This is a genomic window from Thioprofundum lithotrophicum (assembly GCF_055387065.1).
The window spans coordinates 772,197-797,431 of the sequence record NZ_AP042379.1 but is presented as its reverse complement, the minus strand read 5'-3'; the positions used below and the strand labels follow the sequence as shown (position 1 = coordinate 797,431).

The 25,235-nt window shown below is 62.6% G+C and carries 24 protein-coding genes and 1 riboswitch; of the genes, 11 read left to right on the top strand and 13 right to left on the bottom strand.

All coding sequences use genetic code 11. The features are described from left to right. The first annotated feature begins 126 nt into the window (after window positions 1–126). From ACZ5BH_RS03755 to ACZ5BH_RS03725, 7 genes are all read left to right on the top strand, one after another. Window positions 127–1,056, top strand: coding sequence for a branched-chain amino acid transaminase (locus ACZ5BH_RS03755; RefSeq protein ID WP_464890577.1), 930 nt, complete (start codon window positions 127–129; stop codon window positions 1,054–1,056). 13 nt (window positions 1,057–1,069) lie between these two features. Next, window positions 1,070–1,279 (top strand): zinc-finger domain-containing protein, encoded by a 210-nt coding sequence (locus tag ACZ5BH_RS03750; protein ID WP_464890576.1) that lies wholly within the window; start codon window positions 1,070–1,072, stop codon window positions 1,277–1,279. A 109-nt stretch (window positions 1,280–1,388) separates the two neighbouring features. Continuing rightward, window positions 1,389–2,825 carry a bifunctional D-glycero-beta-D-manno-heptose-7-phosphate kinase/D-glycero-beta-D-manno-heptose 1-phosphate adenylyltransferase HldE gene (hldE, locus tag ACZ5BH_RS03745; RefSeq protein ID WP_464890575.1) on the top strand — a complete coding sequence of 479 codons (1,437 nt, stop codon included), beginning with the start codon at window positions 1,389–1,391 and terminating at the stop codon, window positions 2,823–2,825. Between the two features lie 181 nt (window positions 2,826–3,006). Next, window positions 3,007–4,200, top strand: coding sequence for an FAD-dependent oxidoreductase (locus tag ACZ5BH_RS03740; protein ID WP_464890574.1), 1,194 nt, complete (start codon window positions 3,007–3,009; stop codon window positions 4,198–4,200). Further along, the gene (locus ACZ5BH_RS03735) at window positions 4,191–4,979 is read left to right on the top strand and encodes an aldo/keto reductase (RefSeq protein ID WP_464890573.1); all 789 of its coding nucleotides are present in this window, start codon (window positions 4,191–4,193) and stop codon (window positions 4,977–4,979) included. Before ACZ5BH_RS03740 ends, ACZ5BH_RS03735 begins: the two co-directional genes overlap by 10 nt. Further along, the gene (gene waaF / locus ACZ5BH_RS03730; protein WP_464890572.1) at window positions 4,976–5,995 is read left to right on the top strand and encodes a lipopolysaccharide heptosyltransferase II; all 1,020 of its coding nucleotides are present in this window, start codon (window positions 4,976–4,978) and stop codon (window positions 5,993–5,995) included. The genes ACZ5BH_RS03735 and waaF overlap by 4 nt, the downstream gene beginning before the upstream one ends. A gap of 91 nt (window positions 5,996–6,086) precedes the next feature. After that, window positions 6,087–6,860, top strand: a complete 774-nt coding sequence (locus tag ACZ5BH_RS03725; protein ID WP_464890571.1) for a glycosyltransferase family 2 protein — start codon at window positions 6,087–6,089, stop codon at window positions 6,858–6,860. An 8-nt stretch (window positions 6,861–6,868) separates the two neighbouring features. Here the strand turns inward: ACZ5BH_RS03725 and ACZ5BH_RS03720 are convergent, their stop codons facing one another. The 4 genes from ACZ5BH_RS03720 to ACZ5BH_RS03705 are packed head-to-tail and all read right to left on the bottom strand — an operon-like array spanning window position 6,869 to window position 10,832. Beyond that, complete coding sequence (locus ACZ5BH_RS03720; protein WP_464890570.1) at window positions 6,869–8,188, bottom strand: O-antigen ligase family protein; 1,320 nt, start codon at window positions 8,186–8,188, stop codon at window positions 6,869–6,871. 9 nt (window positions 8,189–8,197) lie between these two features. Further along, entirely contained in the window at window positions 8,198–9,049 is an 852-nt protein-coding gene (locus ACZ5BH_RS03715) for a glycosyltransferase family 2 protein (protein ID WP_464890569.1), read from the bottom strand. Further along, a complete protein-coding gene (locus ACZ5BH_RS03710) occupies window positions 9,049–9,777 on the bottom strand; it encodes an FkbM family methyltransferase (RefSeq protein ID WP_464890568.1) in 729 nt (242 codons plus the stop codon). The genes ACZ5BH_RS03715 and ACZ5BH_RS03710 overlap by 1 nt, the downstream gene beginning before the upstream one ends. Beyond that, window positions 9,774–10,832 carry a glycosyltransferase family 9 protein gene (locus ACZ5BH_RS03705; protein WP_464890567.1) on the bottom strand — a complete coding sequence of 353 codons (1,059 nt, stop codon included), beginning with the start codon at window positions 10,830–10,832 and terminating at the stop codon, window positions 9,774–9,776. Before ACZ5BH_RS03705 ends, ACZ5BH_RS03710 begins: the two co-directional genes overlap by 4 nt. 11 nt (window positions 10,833–10,843) lie before the next feature. Between ACZ5BH_RS03705 and ACZ5BH_RS03700 the strand changes: the two genes are divergently transcribed. Beyond that, entirely contained in the window at window positions 10,844–11,944 is a 1,101-nt protein-coding gene (locus tag ACZ5BH_RS03700; RefSeq protein WP_464890566.1) for a glycosyltransferase family 4 protein, read from the top strand. A gap of 44 nt (window positions 11,945–11,988) precedes the next feature. On the opposite strand, the gene ACZ5BH_RS03695 is transcribed toward ACZ5BH_RS03700, so the two are convergent. Genes ACZ5BH_RS03695 through ACZ5BH_RS03680 form a run of 4 tightly spaced genes read right to left on the bottom strand, consistent with a single transcriptional unit; the run spans window position 11,989 to window position 16,428 of the window. Next, a complete protein-coding gene (locus tag ACZ5BH_RS03695) occupies window positions 11,989–12,948 on the bottom strand; it encodes a UDP-glucuronic acid decarboxylase family protein (protein WP_464890565.1) in 960 nt (319 codons plus the stop codon). Then, on the bottom strand, window positions 12,945–14,288 hold the full coding sequence (locus ACZ5BH_RS03690; protein WP_464890564.1) for a UDP-glucose dehydrogenase family protein: 1,344 nt from the start codon (window positions 14,286–14,288) through the stop codon (window positions 12,945–12,947). Before ACZ5BH_RS03690 ends, ACZ5BH_RS03695 begins: the two co-directional genes overlap by 4 nt. After that, complete coding sequence (locus ACZ5BH_RS03685; protein ID WP_464890563.1) at window positions 14,285–15,322, bottom strand: glycosyltransferase family 9 protein; 1,038 nt, start codon at window positions 15,320–15,322, stop codon at window positions 14,285–14,287. The genes ACZ5BH_RS03690 and ACZ5BH_RS03685 overlap by 4 nt, the downstream gene beginning before the upstream one ends. Next, window positions 15,319–16,428: a glycosyltransferase family 9 protein gene (locus ACZ5BH_RS03680; protein WP_464890562.1), complete on the bottom strand. Its 1,110-nt coding sequence runs from the start codon at window positions 16,426–16,428 to the stop codon at window positions 15,319–15,321. The genes ACZ5BH_RS03685 and ACZ5BH_RS03680 overlap by 4 nt, the downstream gene beginning before the upstream one ends. 2 nt (window positions 16,429–16,430) lie before the next feature. Here ACZ5BH_RS03680 and ACZ5BH_RS03675 point away from each other — a divergent pair, with 2 nt between their 5' ends. After that, entirely contained in the window at window positions 16,431–17,156 is a 726-nt protein-coding gene (locus tag ACZ5BH_RS03675) for a 3-deoxy-D-manno-octulosonic acid kinase (protein WP_464890561.1), read from the top strand. Here ACZ5BH_RS03675 and ACZ5BH_RS03670 read toward each other — a convergent pair. The 4 genes from ACZ5BH_RS03670 to ACZ5BH_RS03655 all read right to left on the bottom strand — a co-directional run bounded on the left by ACZ5BH_RS03670 (window position 17,098) and on the right by ACZ5BH_RS03655 (window position 22,050). Beyond that, entirely contained in the window at window positions 17,098–19,326 is a 2,229-nt protein-coding gene (locus ACZ5BH_RS03670; protein WP_464890560.1) for an LpxL/LpxP family acyltransferase, read from the bottom strand. The genes ACZ5BH_RS03675 and ACZ5BH_RS03670 overlap by 59 nt on opposite strands. 33 nt (window positions 19,327–19,359) lie before the next feature. Continuing rightward, the gene (locus tag ACZ5BH_RS03665; RefSeq protein WP_464890559.1) at window positions 19,360–19,905 is read right to left on the bottom strand and encodes a hydrolase; all 546 of its coding nucleotides are present in this window, start codon (window positions 19,903–19,905) and stop codon (window positions 19,360–19,362) included. Beyond that, entirely contained in the window at window positions 19,902–21,248 is a 1,347-nt protein-coding gene (locus tag ACZ5BH_RS03660) for a TolC family outer membrane protein (RefSeq protein ID WP_464890558.1), read from the bottom strand. Before ACZ5BH_RS03660 ends, ACZ5BH_RS03665 begins: the two co-directional genes overlap by 4 nt. 145 nt (window positions 21,249–21,393) lie before the next feature. Beyond that, a complete protein-coding gene (locus ACZ5BH_RS03655; protein ID WP_464890557.1) occupies window positions 21,394–22,050 on the bottom strand; it encodes a protein-L-isoaspartate O-methyltransferase family protein in 657 nt (218 codons plus the stop codon). Window positions 22,051–22,177: 127 nt separating this feature from the next. Beyond that, window positions 22,178–22,270: riboswitch (TPP riboswitch) on the top strand. Window positions 22,271–22,334: 64 nt separating this feature from the next. Between ACZ5BH_RS03655 and thiC the strand changes: the two genes are divergently transcribed. Further along, window positions 22,335–24,212 (top strand): phosphomethylpyrimidine synthase ThiC, encoded by a 1,878-nt coding sequence (gene thiC / locus ACZ5BH_RS03650; protein WP_464890556.1) that lies wholly within the window; start codon window positions 22,335–22,337, stop codon window positions 24,210–24,212. A 409-nt stretch (window positions 24,213–24,621) separates the two neighbouring features. Beyond that, window positions 24,622–24,825 carry a cold-shock protein gene (locus ACZ5BH_RS03645; RefSeq protein WP_464890555.1) on the top strand — a complete coding sequence of 68 codons (204 nt, stop codon included), beginning with the start codon at window positions 24,622–24,624 and terminating at the stop codon, window positions 24,823–24,825. A 99-nt stretch (window positions 24,826–24,924) separates the two neighbouring features. Here the strand turns inward: ACZ5BH_RS03645 and ACZ5BH_RS03640 are convergent, their stop codons facing one another. After that, window positions 24,925–25,182, bottom strand: coding sequence for a helix-turn-helix domain-containing protein (locus tag ACZ5BH_RS03640; protein ID WP_464890554.1), 258 nt, complete (start codon window positions 25,180–25,182; stop codon window positions 24,925–24,927). Between the last annotated feature and the right edge of the window lie 53 nt (window positions 25,183–25,235).

Below are 25,235 nucleotides of genomic sequence, written 5' to 3'. Positions count from 1 at the left end.
TCGGCTGGCTTGGCCTTCGGGTCAACGATCCGGCTACCCGCAAAGCTCCGTTTGCCTATAGAATAGGCGTTTCCATGTGCCCGCGCCTGGCGGGGTTTTTCACGCATTTCCAAGGAGTATCCCGGCATGTCCACCATGGCCGATCGAGACGGCGTCATCTGGCTGGATGGCGAACTGGTTCCCTGGCGCGAGGCGAAGGTCCACGTGCTCACCCACACCCTGCACTACGGCATGGGCGTATTCGAGGGCCTGCGCGCCTACCGGGCCGAGCAGGGCACGGCCATCTTTCGCCTCAAGGCCCACACCGATCGCCTGTTTCGCTCGGCCCACATCCTCGGCATGCCCATGCCTTTCGACAAGGCCACCCTCAACGCCGCGCAGAAGCAGGTGGTGCGCGAAAACGGCCTGGAATCGGCCTACATCCGGCCCATGTGCTTCTACGGCGCCGAGGGCATGGGCCTGCGCGCCGACAACCTGCGGGTGCACGTGATGATCGCCGCCTGGGAGTGGGGCAGCTACCTGGGCGAGGAGGGGCTGGAGAAGGGGATCCGCATCAAGACCTCCTCCTTCACCCGCCACCACGTCAACATCACCATGTGCAAGGCCAAGTCCAACGGCAACTACATCAATTCCATGCTGGCCCTGCAGGAGGCCATCCGCGACGGCTACGACGAAGCCCTGCTGCTGGACGTGGACGGCTTCGTGGCCGAGGGCAGCGGCGAGAACGTCTTCATCGTCCGCGACGGCGTGATCTACACCCCGGATCTCACCTCGGCCCTGGAAGGTATCACCCGCGACACCCTCTTCGCCCTGGCGAAGGACAACGGCTACGAGATCCGCGAGAAGCGCATCACCCGCGACGAGGTCTACGTGGCCGACGAAGCCTTCTTCACCGGCTCCGCCGCCGAAGTGACCCCCATCCGCGAACTGGACGGGCGCACCATCGGCAGCGGTTCCCGCGGCCCGATCACCGAAACCCTGCAGTCCCAGTATTTCGATCTGGTGCACGGCCGCCTGGGGCGGTATGGTGAATGGCTGGACTACGTCAACGACTGACCCAGGAGAGCCCATGAACGTGCAATCCGCCGCACGCAAGCCCCGCGAGGCCAACGCCGTCAAGCGCTACGAGATCACCCGCGCCGATCTCCCCCTGCACTGCCCGATGCCCGACATGACCCTGTGGAACTCCCACCCCCGGGTCTGGCTGCCCATCGAGGAGACCGGCGAAGCCCGCTGCCCCTACTGCGGCGCGCTGTACGTGCTGAAGGACGAGGACTGAGCCGGTCGCGGCGAGGCGCCGCTCCGACACGGCGTTTGCCCATTTCCGGTAGGAGCGGCGCAAGCCGCGACCCCGTTTTGCTCCCATCGGACCATTTTTCGATACTCCTATGAAAACCCTTCCCGATTTCCCCGCCGCCCGCGTCCTCGTCGTCGGCGATCTCATGCTGGATCGCTACTGGCACGGCGAGACCTCGCGCATCTCCCCCGAGGCGCCGGTGCCGGTGGTGCATGTGGGGCAGGCCGAGGAGCGGGCCGGCGGGGCCGGCAACGTGGCGCTCAACATCGCTGCGCTGGGTGGGCAGGCCGAGCTGCTGGGCTTCACCGGCGAGGACGAGGCGGCCGGGGCACTGGCGAAAATCCTCGACGATCACGGCGTGGCCTGGCGCTTCACCCGAGTGCCCGGCAGCGCCACCATCACCAAACTGCGCGTGCTCTCGCGCCACCAGCAGCTCATCCGCCTGGACTTCGAGGACGGCTTCCACGTCACCGACGCCACGCCCCTGCTCGACGATTTCAGGCACCGCCTTTCCGGGGCCGGCGCCGTGGTGCTCTCCGACTACGGCAAGGGCACCCTGGCCCAGGTGCAGGACTTCATCGCCGCCGCGCGCCAGCAAAACGTGCCGGTGCTGGTCGATCCCAAGGGCAGCGATTTTTCCCGCTATCGCGGCGCCACGCTGATCACCCCCAACCTGCACGAGTTCGAGGCCATCGTCGGCGCCTGCGGCTCGGATGCGGCCATCGTCGAGAAGGGCGAGCGCCTGCGCGAGGCGCTGGATCTCGAAGCCCTGCTCATCACCCGCAGCGAGAAGGGCATGACCCTCCTGCACGCGGGCCGCAAGGCCCTGCATCTGCCCACCCAGGCCCGCGAGGTATACGACGTGACCGGCGCCGGCGACACGGTGATCTCGGTGCTGGCCGCCGCCCTGGCCGCCGGCGAGCCACTGGCCGAGGCCACCGCCTGGTCCAACCTCGCCGCCGGTCTGGTGGTGGGCAAGCTGGGCACCGCCAAGGTCTCGGTGGACGAGCTGCGCCAGGCCCTGCGCGCCCAGACCGAGGTGGCGCGGGGCATCGTCGACGAAGACCGGCTGGTGGCCCTGGTGCAGGAAGCCCGCGCCCACGGCGAGACGGTGGTGATGACCAACGGCTGTTTCGACATCCTCCACGCCGGCCACGTCACCTACCTGGAACAGGCCGCGGCCCTCGGCGACCGCCTCATCGTCGCTGTCAACGACGACGCCTCGGTTCGGCGCCTCAAGGGCCCCGAGCGGCCGGTCAACACCCAGGAACGGCGCATGCGCGTGCTTGCCGCTCTCGACTGCGTGGACTGGGTGGTGGGTTTTGACGAGGACACCCCCACCCGCCTGATCTGCCGCGTGCTGCCCGATCTGCTGGTCAAGGGCGGCGACAACGACCCCGACAGAATCCCCGGCGGCGACTGCGTGCGCGAGGCCGGTGGCGAGGTAAAGGTGCTCACCTACGTGGACGGCGTCTCCACCACCGGGATCATCGGCACCATCCGCGCACGCGAAGGGCAGGGCGAATGAGCCGATCGTGTGCGGCTTTTCCGGCGCAGTGGCAAGGAACACGGAGGGCACGGCGGTTTTGCATGGTCCCGTTCCCGGAACGAAGGGTTCCCTCTCCCCGTCGGGGAGAGGGACAGGGTGAGGGGGGGCAGGGCAGCGTGGCCCTTGCATTTGCCATTCCTCTTCGACACATTCCTTTGCCATGACCGATCCCCATCCCCTCGACGCAGCCATCTTCGGCGGCGGCATCGCCGGCCTGTGGCTGCTCGATCGCCTGCGCCGGCAGGGTTACCGGGCCGCGCTGTTCGAAAGCGCGCGCCTCGGCGAAGGCCAGACCCGCCACGCCCAGGGAATCATCCACGGCGGCACCAAGTATGCCCTCACCGGCAAGGTTTCCGATGCCTCGCGGATGGTGGCCGGCATGCCGGCCCGCTGGCGGTCCTGCCTGGCGGGGGAGGGCGACGTGGATCTGCGCGCCGCGCGCCTGCTGTCGGATCACCAGTATCTGTGGTCCACCCGCGACATCGCCTCGCGCCTGGCCGGCTTCTTCGCCAGCCGGATGATGCGCAGCCGCATGGCGCCCCTGCCGGCGGCCGACTACCCGGCGCTGTTCCGGGATCCGGCCTTCCGCGGCCAGGTCTACCGCCTGGACGAGCCGGTACTGGACGTCGCCTCGCTGCTCGCCGCCCTGGCCGAACCCCATCGCGAGGTCCTGGCGCGCATCGATCCCGAAGCGCTGGAACTGGAAGCCGGCGGGCCCTGCCGGATCCGGCTGCCCGATCGCACCCTCACCGCCCGCCGCCTGGTGTTCACCGCCGGCGGCGGCAACCGCGCCCTGCTGGCGAAGCTGGGCCGCGAAGAGCCGCCCATGCAGCTCCGGCCCCTGCAGATGGTGGCCCTGCGCGGGGCGGATCTGCCGCCGCTCTACGCCCATTGTCTCGGCGCCTCCAGCAAGCCGCGCCTCACCATCACCAGCCACCGCGACGCAAGCGGCCGGCCGGTCTGGTATCTTGGCGGGCAACTGGCCGAGGAGGGCGTGGGGCGAAGTCCTGGCGAGCAGATCGCCACCGCCCGCGCCGAACTGGAAACCCTGTTTCCGTGGCACGACTTCGGCGCCTGCGCATGGATCACCCTGCCCATCGACCGGGCCGAGGTTCGCGCCGGTGGCACCCTGCCCGATGACGCCTTTGTGGCGGAACAGGGGGGCGTCATCACCGTCTGGCCCACCAAGCTGGCGCTGGCCCCGGTGGCCGCCGATCGGGTGCTCGATCATCTGGCGGCGGCCGGCATTCAGCCTCAGCCGGGTGGCGACGCCGGCCCGGTGGATGCCCTCGCCGGCCTGCCCCGTCCCGAAATCGCACCACTGCCCTGGCAGGAGGAAGAACGATGGAACTGAGACCCCTGGGATCCACCGGCATCGAGGTCAGCCCGCTGGGCCTCGGCACGGTCAAGATCGGCCGCGATCAGCAGGTGAAATACCCGCGCGGCTTCACCATCCCCGACGACGACGCGGTGCGCGACCTGCTGGCCCTGGCCCGGGAACTGGGCATCAACCTGGTAGACACCGCCCCCGCCTACGGCAACTCGGAAGAACGGCTCGGTCAACTGCTCCCCGGCAAGGCCGACTGGGTGATCGTCACCAAGGTGGGGGAGATCTTCGAAAACGGCGAATCCCGGTTCGACTTCTCCGCCGACCACACCCGCATGAGCGTCGAGCGCAGCCTGCGCCGCCTGGGGCGGGACTGGCTGGACGTGGTGCTGGTCCACTCCCACGGCGACGATCTGCAGATCATCGAACACGAAGGCGTCCTGGAAGAACTGGACCGGCTCAGGGCCGAGGGCAAGATCCGGGCCTTCGGCATGTCCACCAAGACCACCGAGGGTGGGCTGTGGATCGTCGAGCACACCGACGTGGTCATGGCCACCTGCAATCCGCGCGACACCCACGATCTGCCGGTCATCGCCCGCGCCCGGGAGCTGAACAAGGGCGTGCTGGTCAAGAAGGGCCTGATGAGCGGCCATGCCGACACCTCGGCGGGCGGCGGCGGCATCGCCGCGGCCATGGAATACGTGTTCAACACCCCCGGCGTCTCCAGCATGATCACCGGCACCATCAATCCCGCCCACCTGCGCGACAACGTGGCCATCGTCGAGGCGCTGCTGGCCCGCGCATGAACGGCCCGCGGCGCTATCTGATCGCCGGCCCCGCCTGGGTGGGCGACATGGTCATGGCCCAGAGCCTCTTCATCACCCTGCGCCGCCAATATCCGGACGCCATCATCGACGTGCTGGCCCCCGAATGGTCCCTGCCCCTGCTCGAGCGCATGCCCGAGGTGCGCGCCGGCATCCCTCTGCCCGTGGCCCACGGCGAACTGGCCCTGCGCAAGCGCTGGCGCCTCGGCCGCGCCCTGCGCCGGAAGGGCTACACCCACGCCATCGTCATCCCCCGCTCGGCCAAGGCGGCCCTGGTGCCCTTCTTCGCCGGCGTGCCGGTCCGCACCGGCTACCGGGGCGAGCTGCGTTACGGCCTGCTCAACGACATCCGCCCGTTGGACAAGCAGGTACTCGGCCGCACCGTCCAGCGCATGGTCGCCCTCGGTCTCCCGGCCACTGCCCCCCAGCCCCCGCAAACGCCCTATCCGCATCTGCGCATCGACGCGGAAAACCGCGAACGTCTGTTCGCGCACCTCGGCCTGCGCGCCGCGCCGGCCCCCGTCGCCCTCCTGCCTGGCGCCGCCTACGGCCCCGCCAAGCAATGGCCCCTTGAGCACTGGCAGGATCTGGCCCGCCGCCTCCTCGCGCGCGGCCTCCCCGTCTGGATCTTCGGCAGCGAGACGGAACGCCCCCTCGGCGACGCCATCGCCGGGGCCGGGGAGGGCGCCACCAACCTCTGCGGCCGCACCACCCTCACCGACACCGTGGATCTGCTCGCCGCCTGCCGCGCCGCCATCAGCAACGACTCGGGCCTGATGCACGTGGCCTGCGCCACCGGCATCCCCGTGGTGGGGATCTACGGCTCCAGCACCCCCGCCTACACCCCGCCCCTGTCGGAACGGGCCGAGGTGGTCTATCTCGACCTTGATTGCAGCCCCTGCTTCGAGCGCACCTGCCCACGGCGACACACCCGCTGCCTGACCAAAATCGACCCGGACCAAGTGTTCACCCACATAGATCGAATGTTGAGCCCATAGTGGTACCATAAACAGCTAGGAGGCACCTGTTTCCATCCTCACCTGTAGGCGCAGTGCCCGCCGTGATACCTTGCCCAGACTTCTCAGCCCCATGCCCAAAATCTCCGCCTGCATCATCTCCTACAACGAAGAAGCCAAGATCGAGGACTGCCTCAAGTCCCTGCTGCCCGTTGCTGACGAAATCGTAGTGGTCGACTCCCTGAGTACGGATCGCACCCATGAGATTGCGGCCAGGTATGCCGACAAGATCATTGAGCAGCCGTTCCTCGGGCATGTGGAGCAAAAGAATCTGGCGGTTGAGCACGCCAGCCACGACTGGATCCTGAGCCTAGACTGCGATGAACGCCTGGATGAAACCCTCGCCCGTTCGATTCTCGCCATCAAGGATCGGCTGGGCGAGGACGACATCAGCGCCTGGCGCATGGCGCGCAAGACCTTCTACGTCTACCGCTGGCTCAACCACTGCTGGTATCCTGACTACAAGGTGCGTCTGTTCGACCGCCGCAAGGCTTGCTGGGGGGGTATCAACCCACACGACCGGGTGGAGGTGGCCGAAGGCAAGGCACAAATGCTGAAAGGTAATATCCTGCACTATTCCTTCGACAGTATCAGCCAACACTTGAAAACTATCGACTATTTCACGGAAATTGGGGCAAAGGAGATTTTGAGGAGTGGAAAACGCGTCTCAAGATTCGCGCCGATTACACATGGATGCTGGACGTTTTTTCGTATGCTGGTGATTAAGCGCGGTTTTCTCGATGGTTATGCAGGGATAGTGGTATCCGTACTCTCTGGAGTACATGCCTTTGTAAAGTATAGCAAGGTGCTTCTCGAAAAGAATGGCGTCGAACAAGATATAGTTTGAACAGTTGCTCAACCAGGTGGTTGGTAAACCTGCTCTGACGGATATGTTAACCTGATTGTTGTTGAGAAGATAACGGCGAGAGCCGTCAGATACAGAGAACTGAAGCCATCGGAGGTCAGCGGATTTTCAGTCAGTCCGAACAGCATGTAGCTCAAAACTAAAATGATTCCTAGCGAACTGGGATAGGGTGCCTTTTTTCGAAGACGAATAAACACCAATAGCGGATATCCGTAAAAGAGTATAACGATGGTAAGTCCGACAATTCCTTCGGTGAGCAGGGTTTCAAAGTATGTGCTATGAATGCCGCTAATATTCGTGTTGGCCTTTGGGTTGTAGAGTGCAGGATGTCCTAGCCCTTGTTTTATGTATCTGTTTTCGGTTCGGCCAGCATTTCCGCCGCCATACCCAAAAAATGGCGCATCCTTGAATGCGCGCATTGCTATTCGCCATTGTTCAAGTCGTATGTTGGCGGATCCGGTGAGTGGTTGTTTGTAATAATCGTCGGATTTGTATTGATTGAAATATTGATGGGTTTGTTCGATGGCGAGGCTTGCTCGTCTGCTGATATGGTTGTCTATAACAAAAAAAGTGAAATATATGGCAATAGCCAAAATAGCGTAAACAGCAAAAAGGTATCTGGTTCGTATTGCAGAAGGATGAAGAAGGGGGCTGAGTACGGCAAGGAGGGCGAGAGCCAGCCATGCATTTCTACTGCCGGTCAGGTATGCAGCAAACAAAGCCAAAGAAAATGAACCCATGCCCAGCAATCTTTGCCAGGCAGGATGGGTAGTGAAAAAGGCATGCAAGAGGGAAAGGTATCCGACCAGAACTGCAAAGTCTCCAAACGTAATTGGACCGTATATTCCTTGACCTCTTTGGATGGGTGTAAAAAATGTATCATTATAGGCCTGAATTCCAAACACGAATCCGCTAAAAAGTATACCGATCATGAAAAAATGGAGTGAATTCGGATACTGACGAATGAGCAGATAAATCGGGATGAACAGCAAATACTTGAATTCTGTACCAATACGCCGTATCGAATTTTCAGTCCAACCGTTCAATGTTGCAGAAATAAAAAAACTGATCAAAAAGGCACCAAAAACCAGGAAAAGAAGTTTTTCCTCTTTTCCGAGCTTCTCGCGGAGACCACGAGAAAGGAATGCCAATGAGAGAATTGCAAGAACGCTAAACCAGCCGCTGATCCAATGTCGGACCGAAATGGAAAATATCGGAAGAAGAAAAAGAATAAGGTATACGATCTTCTCTACTTTGGTGCTTCTTAGAAAAATCGATTTTATATCAGGATGAATGTTTTGATAGAACATTTTTGTCGATTATATAGAATTGTCAAAAGGGTTTGCGGCTTCTTTTACGGCCTTTTTGAATAGTCGAATAAATCGACGCAGACCTTTACTAAAAAAACGAAATTTTTGATATAGATATACAGGGTACGGAAAATTTTTTCTATAGAAGTACAATTTGTTTCGATAAAAACCCAAATCGAAATATTGATTCTCAATGCCGTGACCTACTCCTCCTGAATCAGAGCGGTGATGTGTCAATACGGCCTTGCTCGAAAAGCATCCGTTGAATCCAGCCTTGTAAGCTCGATAGGCAAAATCGGAGTCTTCACAAACGGCGATACCCTGAAAGAATTCGTCAAACCCGCCAAGTTCGTCAAACAAGTGACGCCTGAATGAGAAGTTGCAGCCTGTTATGTTATTTGTTATCCCATCTTTTTTACAAAAATCACTTCCGGAAAAATTGCCAAATGCATTAAGCCATACTGGTTTCGGGTAATCACGGCACCCGCTTTCGATAATGCGTCCCTGAACGAAATCACAATCCTTTGAATAATTGTCAACATGATTTCGTATGAAGTCAGGAGAGAACGATGTATCGTCATCAATGAAGATGATGATTTCCCCATCTGCAGCTTTTGCGCCGGTGTTTCGCGCTTTGGTTACAGAAGGTTCGGGTGAGCGGATTAGGGTAATCTGATTTTCGATCGATTGAAAGAACTTTGTTGTGCGGGTATCGTGTTCAGGTGTTTGGTCAACAACGATGATTTCATAATCAGGGTAATCCTGATTGATTGCGCATTCAAGAGTCTGCACGAGAAGTTGTTCGCGCATATAGGTCGGTATGATGAGAGATACCTTTGGGTTGTGTTGTTGCTCGTTCATCAGGATCTAACCAGGATGCAGTCGGCCTCGATCAGGCGTAAAGATTCGGGGTCTTTGGATATGGGGTGAAAGCCGGATGGCGCAAAACCGATGTCTCTATAATATTGCATGGACTTCACGTAATCGGGCATGTCAGCGTAAATGGGTATGAAGGAAAGTTCAGTCTGAATTGCTCGCACGTTGTCAAGTACCCGGGTTGCACCATTCATGACATTCAGATCATATCCCTGAGTATCAAGTTTGAGATAGATGTTTTTTTGATCAATGGCAATCTGATTGAGAAACACAGGCAGTAGTGCGTCCAGTCGCTTAACGGGTACGGATACCGTTTGTTTGATTTTGGTGTCACTGTTTCTGAATCGGCGTGAGTTCTCGTTTGGTTTCAGGAATGATGAGTAGTCGGTGGACTCTGTGACGTTGATGTCCAGATATGTTTCTGTGTCACCAAGCGCAATGGGATGTGTGTGCCAGAGGGGGTCGTTCCTCGATGTATATTCAAGGGCTTGGTAAACATCGGGGACAGGTTCAAAAGAATGAATCTCCCCTTCATAGCCGACACGATTTCGGAGCATTTGTGCGAATTGTCCTGTATTTGCGCCGACATCCACCACCAAATCAATATTGTACTGTTCAAACAGAGACCGGATATGGCTTTCCAGAGTCGGCAGCTTGTCAAGCGGGATTAGTTCGAATCCGCACGCTCTGGCCAGAGATTTGTGTATTTTCATATTCTGTCCAGTATATTTTCAGGGCGAATTTGTATCATGCATTGATTTTCGTTGCAGGTGTCCATTGCAGGAGTGTGATAACAAGGCCTGCATGGCAAGTTCGCAGAAATCGTCGTAACCCGATTCTCGGACGTGGAGTATGGCGCGGTTCGCCGGGCGTTTGTAGGGCCAATGAGTACCGTGACGGGGGTTCCGACGGCCGCTGCCATGTGAGCCGGACCGGTGTCGGTGGCAATGACTCCCTGCGCTGCGGCGATCAGGCCGATCAGTTCCGGTATGTCGGTTTTGCCGATCAGATCCTTGGCCGAGGTGGGCAGGGGACCGAGGGTCTCAAGCAAATGGCGATCCGCTGGGGCGCCTACTAGCACTATCGGCATACCGGCAGCATCCATCAGCATCAGCAGCTTTTTCCAGTGTGTCAATGGCCACGCCCGGTGATTCAGTTTCCGTCGATTGCCAAGATGGCTGTTCGCAGGAACCAGTACATGCCAGGATTTCGGTAAATTGAATCGTTGTTGTATCACGGTCTTGTCGAGCCCTTTCAGGGTCGGCCAGGCGCGTGACATGGCTTTGGTGCCGAGCACGCTTCGATAGATGAGCTGGAGATTCTCGACCGCATGCGCCTCCGGCGGTTCGGCAAAGTAGTGGTAAGGCATCCCGATTTTGTGCCGGGCGTGGATGGCGCGGACTAGATCGTTGAACAATGGGCCGAGTTCCAGGTTTATGACATAATCGAAAGGCCGGCTGTGAGAGGCTTTGACGATGGCCGCCTTGCCACGATTGAACGGCAGGGACAGACGACGGTTCCGGAGTTCATGGACTCTGGCGATGCGCGGATCTGCGGCGAACAGGTCGCCCATGCCGGCCTTGGCGACCCACTCGATGTGCACGTCCTCGCCGAATTCGTAACGCAGGGGTTCGATGATGCTCGTGGCGCAGACGGTATCGCCAAGGGCGCCCGCGCGGATGACGAGGACTCGGACGGGGGTTGCGGAGTGAGACATCGCGGGTGTCGGCGTGCAGATGGAATCCTGAAAACCTTCATGATAGCCCAAATCCCTGATCCATGAAATTGCTCGAATTGTGTACTTCGCCCGGTTTCGGCGGGCTGGAACTCTATGCGGCCAAGGTCGCCCTGCATTACCATCGAGAGGGTAGGTTGCGGCTGGCCGTCGTGGCTGGTGGCACCCTGCTGGACGAGCGCTTGGAGGAGGCGGGCGTTCCGCTTCGCCTTCTGCAGGTGCGCAGCGTCTACTTTCCCCTGATTTCAGCATGGCGACTGGCTGGCTGGATCCGAAGTGAGGGAATCACCGTCCTGCATCTGCATGCGCGCCGGGATTTGCCACTCGCGGTGTTTGCCAGGTTGCTGGCTGGACATGGTTTGCGTGTGGTCTATACCCGGCAGATGGCCTTGACCCGCCCACGGCGCGGGATCTGGCACCGGTTTCTCTATCGGAGGGTCGATGCCTATGTAACCATTACCCGCCGTCTCGAAGCGGAGGCCAGACGATTTCTGCCCCTGGAGGCCGGGCGCATCACCACGTTGTATTACGGGGTACCCAAGCCTAATTCGCCTCGTGAGGAGGCTTGTCGTGGCTGGCTTGGAGGGCATGGAGTGCCTGCTGACACCTTCAAGGTGGCCATTTTCGGGCGAATCGAGCCGGGCAAGGGGCAGCATGTGTTGATCGATGCGATTTCCAGGCTGCTAAAGGCGGGGCTGGATCTCCATCTCGTGATCGTGGGTCGGCCGATGAGCGAGGCGTATCTCCAGGAATTGAAACAGGCTGTGGAACAGCACGGGCTTTCTCAGCGGGTGCATTTTGCCGGTTTCCACCCGCGTCCCCCGGAGATCATGGGCTGTTTCGATGCCGTGGTTCTGGCGACGAAGGAGGAAACCTTCGGTCTGGTCCTGGCCGAGGCGATGCGCGCCGGGGTGGCCGTGGTGGGTTCCAACGCCGGCGGGGTGCCGGAGATCATCGAGGATGGCAAGACCGGGCTCCTCTTTACCAGCGAGGATGCAGAGGATCTGGCCCGGTGCCTGCACCGGCTGGTGACGGAGCCTGACTTTCGCCGCAGGCTGGCGAGGGCCGGAGAGGCATTCGCGGATCGCCGGTTCACAGAGGAGGGACACTTCGCCCGCCTGACCGGGCTGCTTGCCGGCCGGTGAAATCGTTCGAGTCGGTCCAGTGGTTCGGCCGTCGGATTTGCACTTCAAGCAGAGTCGCTCAGCAGTTTCTCGAAATGGGCGATGGTCTTCTTCAGTCCTTCTTCCAGTTTTACCTTCGGTGCCCAGCCAAGTTTTTCCTGGGCCAGGCGGATATCGGGCTGGCGTTGCTTCGGATCGTCCGCCGGCAGGGGTTTCTGGATCAGCCTTGAACGGGAACCGGTGATTTCGAGTACCTTCTCGGCCAGTTCCCGAATGGTGAACTCGTCCGGATTGCCAAGGTTGACCGGCCCCGTGAAGTCGTCAGGTGTGCCCATCAGACGGATGAAGGCATCGACCATTTCATCCACGTAGCAGAAGGAACGGGTCTGGGAACCGTCGCCGTAGATCGTGATGTCTTCGCCTTTCAGCGCCTGGATGATGAAGTTGGAGACGACCCGGCCATCGGCAGGGTGCATGCGCGGTCCATAGGTGTTGAAGATCCGGGCGACCTTGATGGGCAGGCCGTGTTCCCGTCGGTAGTCGAAACACAGTGTTTCGGCGCAGCGCTTGCCCTCGTCGTAGCAGGAACGGGGCCCGATGGGATTGACGTTGCCCCAGTAGTCTTCCGACTGGGGATGTACCTTGGGATCCCCGTATACTTCCGAGGTGGACGCCTGCAGGAACCGGGCGCGAGTACGCTTGGCCAGCCCCAGCATGTTGATGGTGCCCATCACTGAGGTCTTGGTGGTCTTGATGGGATTGTATTGGTAGTGGATGGGCGAGGCCGGGCAGGCCAGGTTGTAGATTTCGTCCACCTCCAGCAGGATGGGTTCAACCACGTCGTGCCGGATCAGCTCGAAGCGGTGGTTGTCCATGAGATGAATGATGTTCTCGCGCGTGCCGGTGAAGAAGTTGTCCAGGCACAGAACGTCATTGCCTTCGTTGAGCAGCCGTTCACAGAGGTGGGAGCCGAGAAAGCCCGCCCCGCCGGTGACGAGAATGCGCTTGCGATGATAGTTCTTCATGTTGGTGTCCTGCGACCGATGCTGTGGTACTCGAAGCCGAGATCCTGCATTTCCTGCGGATCGTACTGGTTGCGTCCGTCGAAGACGAGGGTGGACTTCATGAGGGATTTCATCCGGGCAAAATCCGGATGATTGAAGGATTTCCATTCGGTGACGAGCGCCATGGCGTCCACGTTCTCGAGCGCGTCGTACTGGTGTGCCACCAGGGTCAGGTGTCCGTCATCGAACCATTCCCGAGGCAGTTCGCGGCGCGCCACTTCATGGGCGACCGGATCATAGGCCTTGAGGCGGGCGCCTGCGGCGATGAGTTCGCGCATGATGACTTTCGAGGGGGCCTCGCGCATGTCGTCGGTGCCGGGTTTGAAGGCCAGGCCCCAGATGCCGATGGTCCGGTCGGACAGGTCCGGCCCGAGGCGTTCGATGATTTTCTCGGCCAGCCGGTGTTTCTGCCGTTCGTTGCGCGCTTCCACGGCGCGCAACACCTGGGCGTCGAAGTCGATCTCGTTGGCCATCTGGATGAGGGCCTTGACGTCCTTGGGGAAGCAGGAGCCGCCGTAGCCACAGCCGGGATAGATGAAGGAATAGCCGATCCGGGAATCGGAGCCGATGCCCAGGCGGACGTTCTCCACGTCCACGCCCAGCCGTTCGCAGAGACCGGCGATTTCGTTCATGAAGGAGATCTTGGTGGCCAGCATGGCATTGGCGGCGTACTTGGTCATTTCGGCATCACGGATGCCCATGACCAGTGTGTTTTCGTGGTTGCGCATGAAGGGATGGTAGAGCTTGCGCATCAGCTCGGCAGCGCGTTTGCTGTCGGTGCCGATCACCACCCGATCCGGGCGCATGAAGTCGTCTATGGCATCGCCTTCCTTGAGAAATTCGGGATTGCTGACCACGTCGAAGTCGATTTTCTCGCCCCGTTTGTTCAGCTCTTCCTGGACTACGGCCCGCACCTTGTCGGCGGTGCCCACCGGCACGGTGGACTTGTCTACCACCACCAGATAATCGCTCATGTGCTGACCGATCTCCCGGGCCACGCCCAGCACGTACTGCAGATCGGCCGAACCGTCCTCGCCGGGCGGGGTGCCCACGGCGATGAAGGCGAAGTTGGCGCCCGGCAGGGCGTCGGCCAGGGAGGTAGTGAAGTCGAGCCGTCCCTCGGCCACGTTGGTCCTGACCAGTTCTTCGAGTCCCGGCTCGTAGATGGGAATGATGCCTTGGTGCAGGGCATCGATCTTGGTCTGGTCGATGTCCACGCAGACGACCTCACTTCCCCGCTCGGCGAAACAGGTGCCTGTGACCAGGCCCACATAGCCGGTTCCAACGACGACGACTTTCATGCAACCACCTCTTTGGTTTTTATATCGCTTGATACAGCAATGTCAGCCAACATACGTTCCAATGTGTCGAAAACAGATTCCGGTGAGGGATGAGTTCCATTCTTGTGGAATACGACTTCGTGATGACCCCATCGTGGCCAATAGCGGAAGGGGAGTGTTGCGAAGAATATCCCTATGGTTGGTGTTGCATGGGCGATGGCGAGGTGCCGAACGCCGGTATCGTTGGAAATCAGGATAGACGCTTTACGGATCACGGGCTCGGTGCGCTTGGGATCATCGACAAGAGATACCATCCCGGTCGATTTGACCGCGGCATGGATTTTTCTGGCACGTTCTTTCTCCCACGTCTGTAACCCGGCGATGATGACTTGTCGTCTGTCAGGGTGGCGACTGGCAATCATGCCGATCAGTTTTGCGAAATGTTCGACTGGCCAGCATTTGTATTCAGTGGCCGCGCCGATAAAGTGGGCGATGGGGGCGTCCTCATCCGCAGTCGTTTCTGTGGGCATTCGGAAATCTAGTGGCAGTTTGTAAGGGATGCCGAAAGGGTTTAATTGCTCCAGAAAGGTTTCCGCCTCGAAATGGTAGACGGAACGGGGTATGGCGACATGGTAGACCCACTTGTGGATATTTCGGTGCTGGAAACCGACCTTGATTTTTGCCGGAGTGAGCCGGGTCAAAAGAAAAGAGGGCGTACTGGCAGTCAGATCAAAAATGATGTCTTGGGGGCCAAAAGTCCTGTAGGCCTTCATGGCTGCTGCCCCGTTGTGCAGCTTGCGAGTACTCGGCATGACATGGATATTATCGATGAGGTCGCGAGGGACCCCTTGTTGTTTGGTTTTGATACTGTATGTGATTCGGGCGTTCGGGAAATGTTCACGAAGCAGCAGCAGAAACGGCCTGGTCAGGAGTGTATCGCCGAAACCGGCATGTTTGATGACGCCGATATTTCGGACCCGTTCAAAGTCGACTTCCGCAAAGACCCGCTCTGCGCGGCGGTGTAGCCACACATGCGCATCCCACCACAGCTTCATGTTCGGGGATCCGTGTCGAGAGAATGCCGCAATGATACCGGATTCGACATGTTTTGTGGTGACCCAATCGCTTTTTCGATTGTCGAAAGCACGTCCATAACCTGAATCAGGGACATCCCAGCCGGCTGACGGATTCGGGTTCCCCAGGACACATTCGTAGTGTCCTTGCTCAGGATCTGACGAACGGCTTCCGGATAGCGGTTGACGACCAGCTGCGGTGAGAGATACGGCCCTGCCCGCTCCGGGTTGGTGGCGGCGTAGAGGCCGATGACGGGGGTGCCGACGGTGGTGGCCATGTGGGCGGGGCCGGAGTCGGGGGAGACGAGGAGGCGGGCGTCGGCGAGCAGGGCGAGGAGCGTCTTGAGGTCGGTGCGGCCGGTGAGATCGCGGGGACGGTGGCGGCTGCGGGCGAGGATGGCGTCGGCCATTTGCCGTTCGGTGCGGGACCCGCCGCCGGTGAGCAGGACGGGGAGCCGCCATTTTTCCCACAGGTGGTCGGCCACGGCGGCGTAGCCCTCGGCGGTCCAGTTGCGGTAGGCGTGGGCCGAGCAGGGGCTGATGAGGGCATAGGGGCGGTCCGGGGCCAGTTTCCGCGCCTTTTCGCGGGCGGTGTCGGGGATGGGGATGTTCCATTCCAGCACGGTTTCGCCGATGCCGAGGGCGCGGGGAAATTCCAGGAAGCTGTCGAGCACGTGCTGGCGGGGCACGTGGGGGATGCGGGCGTTGCTGAACAGCCATTGCAGATCCCGGGCGCGGGGGCGATCGAAGCCCAGGCGCAGGCGGGCGGGGATGGCGAGGCTCACGAGGGAGGCCCGCAGGGAGGTCTGCATGTGCAGCAGGACGTCGAAGCGCCGCGCCCGCAGTCGCCGGCGCAGGGCGCGCCAGCCGGCCCAGCCCGCGCGCTTGTCGTAGGTGATAAACTCCACGCCGGGGATGTCGCCCACCAGGGCATGTTCCGTGCGGCCGATGATCCAGGTGAGCCGGGTGTCCGGCCAGGCCCGCTGCAGGGTGCGGATCACGGGGACGGCGTGGCAGACGTCGCCGATGGCCGACAGGCGCAGCAGACACAGGCTGTCGGGCGGTTCTTTCAGGGGCAGGGGTTTCAAGATTGGGTGTCAGGGAATTCAGGCAAGCGAATCGTTACATCCTATACGATGACGCGCTGATTGGAAATCCGGCCACGCTGGCGTTCGATGCCAGGGAGTGGGCCGAGCGCAGCGCCATCATCGGCTTTGCCGAAGGGCGGGGCACCACCTTCTTCGTGCAGCACGAGGGGCGGGACTACGTGCTTCGCCACTACCGCCGGGGGGGGCTGGTGGCCCGCCTCTCCGAGGATCGCTACCTCTGGCTGGGGGCTGCCCGCAGCCGGGCCTTCGCCGAGTGGCGGCTGCTGGCCCGCCTGCGGGCGATGGGGTTGCCGGTGCCGCCGCCGGCGGCGGCGCGAATCGTGCGCCGCGGGCCGTTCTACACGGCTGACCTCATGACCCTGCGGATCCCCGAGGCGACGACGCTGGCCGAGCTGCTGACGCGGGAGCCGCTGGCGGAAGGCCACTGGATCGCGCTGGGCGCCCTGCTGCTGCGATTCCATGCCCGCGGCGTGTTTCATGCCGATCTCAACGCCAACAACATTTTGCTGGATCGGGGGGGGCGGTTTCATCTCATCGATTTCGACCGCGGCCGGCTGCGCCGCCCCGCATCGCACTGGCAGCAGGCGAATCTGGCGCGCCTGCGCCGTTCCCTCGACAAGCTGGGTCACCACTTGCCGGAATTCCATTTCACCGAGAACGACTGGCAGAACCTGTTGACGGGTTATCGCTCGGCGGGGCTGGCCTGAACTTCGGCAACCGGGCCTCCAGGCGGTCCAGGTAGCGATCGGCCATGTCGGAAAGTTCCGCCATCAGGGCCTGGCCGTTCCGGCCCATCTCCTCGGCCAGTTTCGGATCGGCCAGCAGTTCCCGAATCGCCGCGTCCAGTTCGGCGTCGTCTTGCACCTGGCGGGCGGCGTTGCGTTCCAGGAACAGGCGGGCCTCGTCGGCGAAGTTGTCCATGTGCGGGCCGAGGATCACGGCCTTGCCTGCGCGGGCCGCTTCGAGAAGGTTCTGGCCGCCGAAGGGTTCCAGGGAGCCGCCCATGATCACGAAGCGGCTGCCGGCGATGAAGGCCGGCAGCTCGCCGAAGGTGTCTGCCAGGTAGAGCCGGGTCTGATCCGTGATGGCTTCGTTGCGGCTGCGCACCGCCACCGGCAGGCCGGTGGCGGCCAGTTCCCGCAGGATGGTCTTGCGCCGCTGCGGGTGGCGGGGAACGAGGATCAACAGGGTGTCCTGTTCCAGGCGTTGCCAGAGGCGGGCCAGGCGGCGTTCCTCGCCGGGACGGGTGGAGGCGGCGAGTACGTAGGGGCGGGGCGTGGTGAAGGGAGCGGCGGGCGGGCCGGCGGGCGCGGCGAACTTGAGGTTGCCCACCGCTTCGAGGTGCTCGGGGCTGACGTGGAAGTGGCGGAAGTGTTCGGCGTCGAGCGGCGAGCGGGCGAAGACCGTGTGCGCCCCCTCCATGGCCCGGCCGAGGATCCGGCGCACCCAGAGGGGGGCGTCGAGGGTGCGCGCCGAGAGCCGGGCGTTGACGAGGCTGACCGGCGTGCCCCGGTAATGGGCTTCGATGTACAGGTTGGGCCAGATCTCGGTCTCGACGATCAGGCTGTTGCGGGGCCGGGTGCGATCGAGAAAGCGGCGTACGGCAAACAGCCAGTCGATGGGCAGGTGGGCCAAGGCCAGGGTGTCGCCGAAGCGCCGCCGGGCGGTCTGCCAGCCGCTTGGGGTGTTGACCGTGAGCAGCACTCGCGCGCCGGGCCAGCGCGCCTCCAGGCGCTCGATGAGGGGAGTCACGGCGTTCACCTCGCCCACCGAGGCGGCATGGAACCAGACGTCGAAGGGCCCTGCGGGCCAAGGGCCGAGGCCCAGCCGCTGGCGGGCGAAGCGGCGCCCGCCGCCCCGAGCGGCCTGCCAGAGGGTGTGGGCGATCACCGGCAGGGTGAGCGCGGCGAGCGCTCGGCTGTAGCGGCGCAGGTTGCGATCCCGCCGGGCCCGGTAGAACTGCGGCTCGCCCCGTGGGCGGGTGCGAAAGCGCCGGTGGCCCCACAGGTACTGCCCCGGCGCCTCGCGCACGCCGATTTCGATGGCCCGGTTGACGGCGGTGGCATCGGCCACCTCGTCGCCGCTGGGAAAATCGGTCAGCGGCGGGCCGATCCGCAGGCGATAGCGCCCGGCGGCCTCGCGGCGTGAATAGTAGGGCAGCACCGGCGCGCCGGAGAGCCGGGCCAGGCGGGCGATGACGGTGAGCGTCGAGGCGGGGATCCCCATGAAGGGGGCGAACACGCTGCGGTCGTAGCCGAAGTCCTGATCCGGGGCGATCCACACCACGTCCCCCGCCTTCAGCCGGCGCAGGATGCGGCGGAGGTCCTTGCTGGGGATGAGCCCTGCATTGTTGCGGCTGCGGGCGCGGTACATCAGCGCTTCCACCAGCGGATTGTGGGCCCGCTTGTAGGTGGGCCAGACGTTGGGCACCTCGTAGCCCAGCAGGCGGCCGGAGATCTCCAGGGTGGTGTAGTGGCCGCCAAGCAGGATCGCGCCCCGGCCTCTGGCGAGGGCGCGATCCAGTTCCTCCCGGCCCTCGAGCACGTAGCGGTCCCGCAGGCGGGTATCCGGCGCCCACCAGGCGATGGCCGACTCGAAAACGGCATGGGTGGCGGCGGCGAAGCTTTCCCGCACCAGGCGCCGGCGGGCGGCCTTGTGCAGCTCGGGAAACACCCGGTCGATGTTGGTGCGGGTGATCCGGCGCCGTTCGGGCATCAGGTGATAGCCGAGGTGGCCAAGCCCGCGGCTCAGGCCGCGCAGGGCCGGGTCGGGCAGGAGGATGACGAGGCGCAGCAGACCCAGGCCCAGCCAGGTGGGCCAGTAACGGGGCGCGAGATAGTCACGGGGCCGGAAACGGGCGGCGGTGTGCGTTTCCATGAGGAGGGAGAATAACGGATGTGACGATCCGGATCAGCGGATCAGGCGGGAGACGGCCTTGAAGGCCGGATGCGCGGCATCCCGCAGCCATTCGAACAGCACCGATTCCACGTTGCTCACCACCACGCCGGCCTGGCGCAGGCGGGCCAGGGCATTGCGGTGGTGGCGCTTGTGGCGGGAACAGACGGCGTCTTCGACCACGAACACCTGATACCCGGCCTGGTGCATCTCCAGGGCGGTCTGCAGCACGCACACGTGGGTTTCCATGCCGGCCAGCACGATCTGCCGGCGGGCGCCGTCGAGGGCGCGGGGAAAGCCGCCGGCGGCGAAACAGGAGAAGCAGGTCTTCTCCACCAGGCCGCCGGCGTCCTGCAGGGCCGGCACGGTGGGCCCCAGGCCGCGGGGATACTGTTCGGTACGCAGCACCGGAATGCCCAGACGCACGGCCGCCTCGGCCAGGATGCCCGCATGGCGTACGGTCTGTTCGCGCACCGACGCCTTCATGGCCGCCGCGAGCTTTTCCTGGATGTCGATGATCACCAGCTGGCTGTGGCCAGACTCGCAGAGGGGAGTGTTCATTTGTCCAGATCGGCCTCGGTCTGCAGCCAGTCGTTGATGGCGGTCAGATCCGCTTCGGTGAGAATCCCGGCGGCCTGGCGCAGGCGCAGGGCCTGCACGATGTAGTTGTAGCGGGCCTTGGCATAGTCCCGCTCGGCCCGGAAGACCTCGCGCCGGGAGTTGAGCACTTCCACGGCGTTGCGGGTGCCCACTTCGTAGCCGGCCTCGGTGGCCTTGAGCGCGGTGCGCGCCGACTTGAGGGCCTGCCTGAAGGCCTTGACGGTGCTGATGTTGGAAATCACGTTCAGGTAGGCCGTGCGGGTGTTCCGCTCCGTGATCCGCTTCTGGCGGATGTATTCCTCCCTGGCCTGGGCGAACTGGTATTCCGCTTGGCGGGTCTGGGAGACCACCACGCCGCCCTGGTAGAGCGGCAGATTGAATTGCAGACCGATACGCGCGTCCTCGATGGTGCGGCCGGTGAAGGAAAGGAAGACGCCGCCCTCGGTGGTGGAACTGCCGGCGCTGGCCACCAGATCCAGGCTGGGATAGTGACCGGACTTGCGCCGGGCGATTTCCTCGCGGGCGATTTCCCGGGCCTTTTCGGCCACGATCAGCGGCAGGCTGCGTTCCTCGGCGGTTTTCACCCATTCGTCCACGTCCTGCGGGTCGGGCGGGGTGAGGGGCACGTCACGGGCCAGGCCTGCCAGGCGGCTCGGATACTGGCCGATGAGTTCGCGCAGGTTTTCGCGGGTGGTGGCCACCAGGTTCCTGGCCTGGATTTCCTGGGCCACGGACTGATCGAAACGGGACTGGGCCTCATGCACGTCGGTGATGGCGGTCAGCCCCACCTTGAAGCGTTGCTTGGTCTGGTTGAGCTGCTCGGCGATGGCCTGCTTCTCGGCCTGCACGAAGCGCAGGTTGTCCAGGGCGGCCAGCACCTGGAAGTAGGCATCGGCCACGCGCACGATGAGATCCTGGGCGGCGCTGTTGAAGCGGGCCGAGGCCTGGGCCACCTGCAGATCCGCCTGCCGGTACTGCACCAGGTAATCGTTGCGGAAAATCGTCTGGCGCAGGCTCAGGGTGTAGCCGTAGCTGGTGTAGTTCTGTTCGTTGTTTCCACCCAGATAGGCGCTGCCCTTGTAGTTCTGGTAGATCCGGTTGTAGTCGCCGGAGAGGTTGAGCACCGGCAGGAACAGGGCCTTGCTCTGGGCCTTGACCTCACGGGTGGCGAAGAAGGCCTGTTCCGCGGCCCGGAAGACCGGATCGTTCTGCTGGGCGAGCTGGTAGATGTCCAGCAGATTCTCGGCATTGGCAGGCAGGCTGACCATCAGGCCGAGACCGAGGGAGAGCAGTGTCTTGCGCATGATGAATCCCCGATTGGAAGGAAAAGAGCGGGCGGCGCGCCATTATAGCCCACCGCCGCCGGACGCAGGATGACGAGATGGGCATCCCCGCCGGATTTTCAAGGCGGCAGGGCCGCCTGGCGGAAGCGGCGACGCCGGCGGGGGGTCAGAGCGGGAAACGGCGGGGCCTGGGGGCGTTGCGCAGCGGGGGAATCACGGTCTCGAACAGGGCCTCCTCGCTCCATTCGTGCTCGCCCAGGCGGCGAATGAGGATGGCCTCCATCACGGGGGGCTCGCCCACCACGGCCACCAGGCGGCCGCCGAGGGTGAGCTGCTCGCGGAAGGCTTGCGGCAGTTCCGGCAGGGAGCCGGTGATGGCGATGACGTTGTAGGGCATGTGTTTCGCCCAGCCCCGCGCCGCGTCGCCCACCTCCAGGGTGACGTTGACGATGCCGTGTTCGCGCAGCTTTTCGCCCGCGGCGCGGGAGAGCGCCGGGTCGATTTCCACGCTGTACACGTGCCGCCCCAGGCGGGCCAGCAGGGCCGTGAAATAGCCGCTGCCGGTACCCACTTCCAGAATCGTGTCCTCGGGCTGCACGTCCAGCGCCTGCAGCATCCGGGCCTCCACTTTCGGCGGCAGCATCACTTCGCCGCCCGGCAGCGGAATGAAGTCGTCCACGTAGGCCAGGTTGCGCCACTCGGGGGGCACGAAGTCTTCGCGGGGCAGGGCCTCGAGCAGGTCCAGCACCTTCTGATCCAGCACCTCCCAGGGGCGGATCTGCTGTTCCACCATGAAGTGGCGGGCCTGGGCGAGATCGGACATATCCGGCTCCTTCTATGGGGGAATTGACGGCCCCGAGAGAGTACGAAGTTCCCCCGGCACATGCAACCGGCTTTCCACCGGGGCCGGCGGCGGTTGCAAATGTCCGAGCCATCCAGTAGGGTGTTCCCTCGACTGCGAGGGGTGCCGCATGCCGGCTGAGAGAGACCCTTGGAACCTGATCCGGTTCGCGCCGGCGTAGGGACTGCAGTACGGATTCCCGCCGAACCCGTCCACCCTGTCATTCCGCCCCTCCCGTCGGTCCAGCCCCAACCCAGGACACGACCATGAGCGCGATTCCCGACCAATTCCTGAGCAAGACGGCCCGCATCGACGAGGCCTCGGTGCAGCCCTTTCCCAATTCCCGCAAGATCTACGTGCAGGGCAGCCGCCCCGACATCCGCGTCCCCATGCGCGAGATCACGCTCTCCGACACCCACACCGCCAGGGGACCGGAGAAGAACCCGCCGCTGACGGTCTACGACACCTCCGGTCCCTACACCGATCCCGACGTGACCATCGACATCCGCAAGGGTTTGCCCGACGTGCGCACGGCCTGGATCGAGGAGCGGGGCGATACCGAAATCCTGCCGGATCTGAGTTCCGAATACGGCCGCCGGCGGGCCGCCGATCCGGCCCTGGATCACCTGCGCTTCGAGCACCACAAGCGCAAGCCGCGGCGTGCGAAGCCCGGCTGCAACGTCACCCAGATGCACTACGCCCGCAAGGGGATCATCACCCCCGAGATGGAGTACGTGGCCATCCGCGAGAACCTGCGCCTGGAGCTGTACCGCGAGTACCTGGCCGAGCAGCATCCGGGCCAGGGCTTCGGCGCCAACCTGCCCGAGGCCATCACCCCCGAATTCGTGCGCGACGAAGTGGCTCGCGGCCGGGCCATCATTCCCGCCAACATCAACCACCCGGAACTGGAGCCGATGATCATCGGCCGCAACTTCCTGGTGAAGATCAACGGCAACCTGGGCAACTCGGCGGTCACCTCCTCCATCGAGGAAGAGGTGGACAAGATGACCTGGGGGATCCGCTGGGGCTCCGACACCATCATGGATCTCTCCACCGGCAAGAACATCCACGAGACCCGCGAGTGGATCATCCGCAACTCGCCGGTGCCCATCGGCACCGTGCCGCTGTATCAGGCCCTCGAGAAGGTGGACGGCAAGGCCGAGGAGCTGACCTGGGCGCTGTTCCGCGACACCCTCATCGAGCAGGCCGAGCAGGGCGTGGACTACTTCACCATCCACGCCGGCGTGCGCCTCGCCCACGTGCCGCTGACGGCGAAACGGGTCACCGGCATCGTCTCCCGCGGCGGTTCCATCATGGCCAAGTGGTGCCTGGCCCACCACCAGGAGAGCTTCCTCTACACCCATTTCGAGGAGATCTGCGAAATCATGAAGGCCTACGACGTGGCCTTCTCCCTCGGCGACGGCCTGCGCCCCGGCTCCATTGCCGATGCCAACGACGCGGCCCAGTTCGCCGAGCTGGAAACCCTCGGCGAGCTGACCGAGATCGCCTGGAAGCACGACGTGCAGACCATGATCGAAGGCCCCGGCCACGTGCCCATGCACCTGATCAAGGAAAACATGGACAAGCAGCTGGCCCTGTGCAAGGAGGCGCCCTTCTACACCCTCGGCCCACTGGTCACCGACATCGCCCCCGGTTACGACCACATCACCTCGGCCATCGGCGCGGCCATGATCGGCTGGTACGGCACCGCCATGCTCTGTTATGTCACGCCCAAGGAACACCTGGGCCTGCCCAACCGCGACGACGTGAAGGAAGGCATCATCACCTACAAGCTGGCCGCCCACGCCGCCGATCTGGCCAAGGGCCATCCCGGCGCGCAGATCCGCGACAACGCCATGTCCAAGGCCCGCTTCGAGTTCCGCTGGGAAGATCAGTTCAACATCGGCCTGGATCCGGACCGGGCGCGTGAATACCACGACGAGACCCTGCCGAAACAGGCCCACAAGGTGGCCCACTTCTGCTCCATGTGCGGGCCCAACTTCTGCTCCATGAAGATCACCCAGGAAGTGCGTGATTACGCCGACCAGCAGGAAGTGGCCGTGGACGAAGCCCTGCGCAAGGGCCTGCAGGAGAAGGCCGAAGAGTTCCGCAAGACCGGCGGCAAGCTCTACCACGAAACCTGACAGGCTGTTGAAAAACACTGTTTTTCTGCAGCCGGTGTGCGATGCTTCGGAGGCATCGCCATTTTCAATGACGCCAAGTCATTGAAAATGTGAGGGAGCGGGAAACCGCGGTTTCCGTTCCCGAGTTGAAAAAGCCCATGGATGGGTTTTTTTCAACAGCCTGTCAGGGTGTCAGTCCCGCAAACCCTTTATCAGAAAATCACCATCTTCAAATGTCATTGCTGACAAAACCGTGACAAACGCTGCCGCTCCCTTTATTCGCCGCGGAGTTTGGCTATACTCAGACGGTATTGTTTTTCAAGCAGTGGCAAGTTCAAGCGGTTCCAGCTGGATTCCCTGTGCAACTTCCCCGACTGAAAAGCAGTAACACAGCGTTCTTCACAACAACACAAGTCAAGAGGGCGGAGAGATGCTCAACGGCACAGTCAAGTGGTTCAACAACTCAAAGGGGTTCGGTTTCATCGCACCGGAGGATGGCAGCGAAGACGTCTTCGTGCACTACTCGGCGATCCAGACCAGTGGTTACAAGACCCTGAACGAGGGCCAGGCGGTCACCTACGAGGCCGAAAAGGGCCCCAAGGGCATGCAGGCGACGACCGTGCAGCCCGTCTGATTCCCTTGCCGGAATCCTTGTTGCAACGCCCGCCCGGGTCACCGGGCGGGCGTTGTTTTTGCGCCGTCTGCCGAAATCGCCTCCCTCAGGCGGCGGGTATCACCGTTTCCCGGGTTCCTTCAGCCTGACGCCCCGTCCCCGGCCAGTACTCTGGGCCTCCTCACCAATCAGTTCGATTCCGGCGCGGTCCAGCGCCTCGACGACCTTGACCAGTGAATCCACGTTGCTGCGAACGGTGCCCCCACTGGCTTCCATTCGCTGGATGGTGGGCAGGGAGAGTCCGGCTTCTTTCGCCAGCCGGGCCTGATCCCAGCGCAAGAGAGCCCGTGCAGCCTTGATTTGTGCGGAGGTAATCATGGGTTCGTCAAAAATCCGGGTGCAAAGCTGAAGCGGATCGGCCAGCGGTCAAC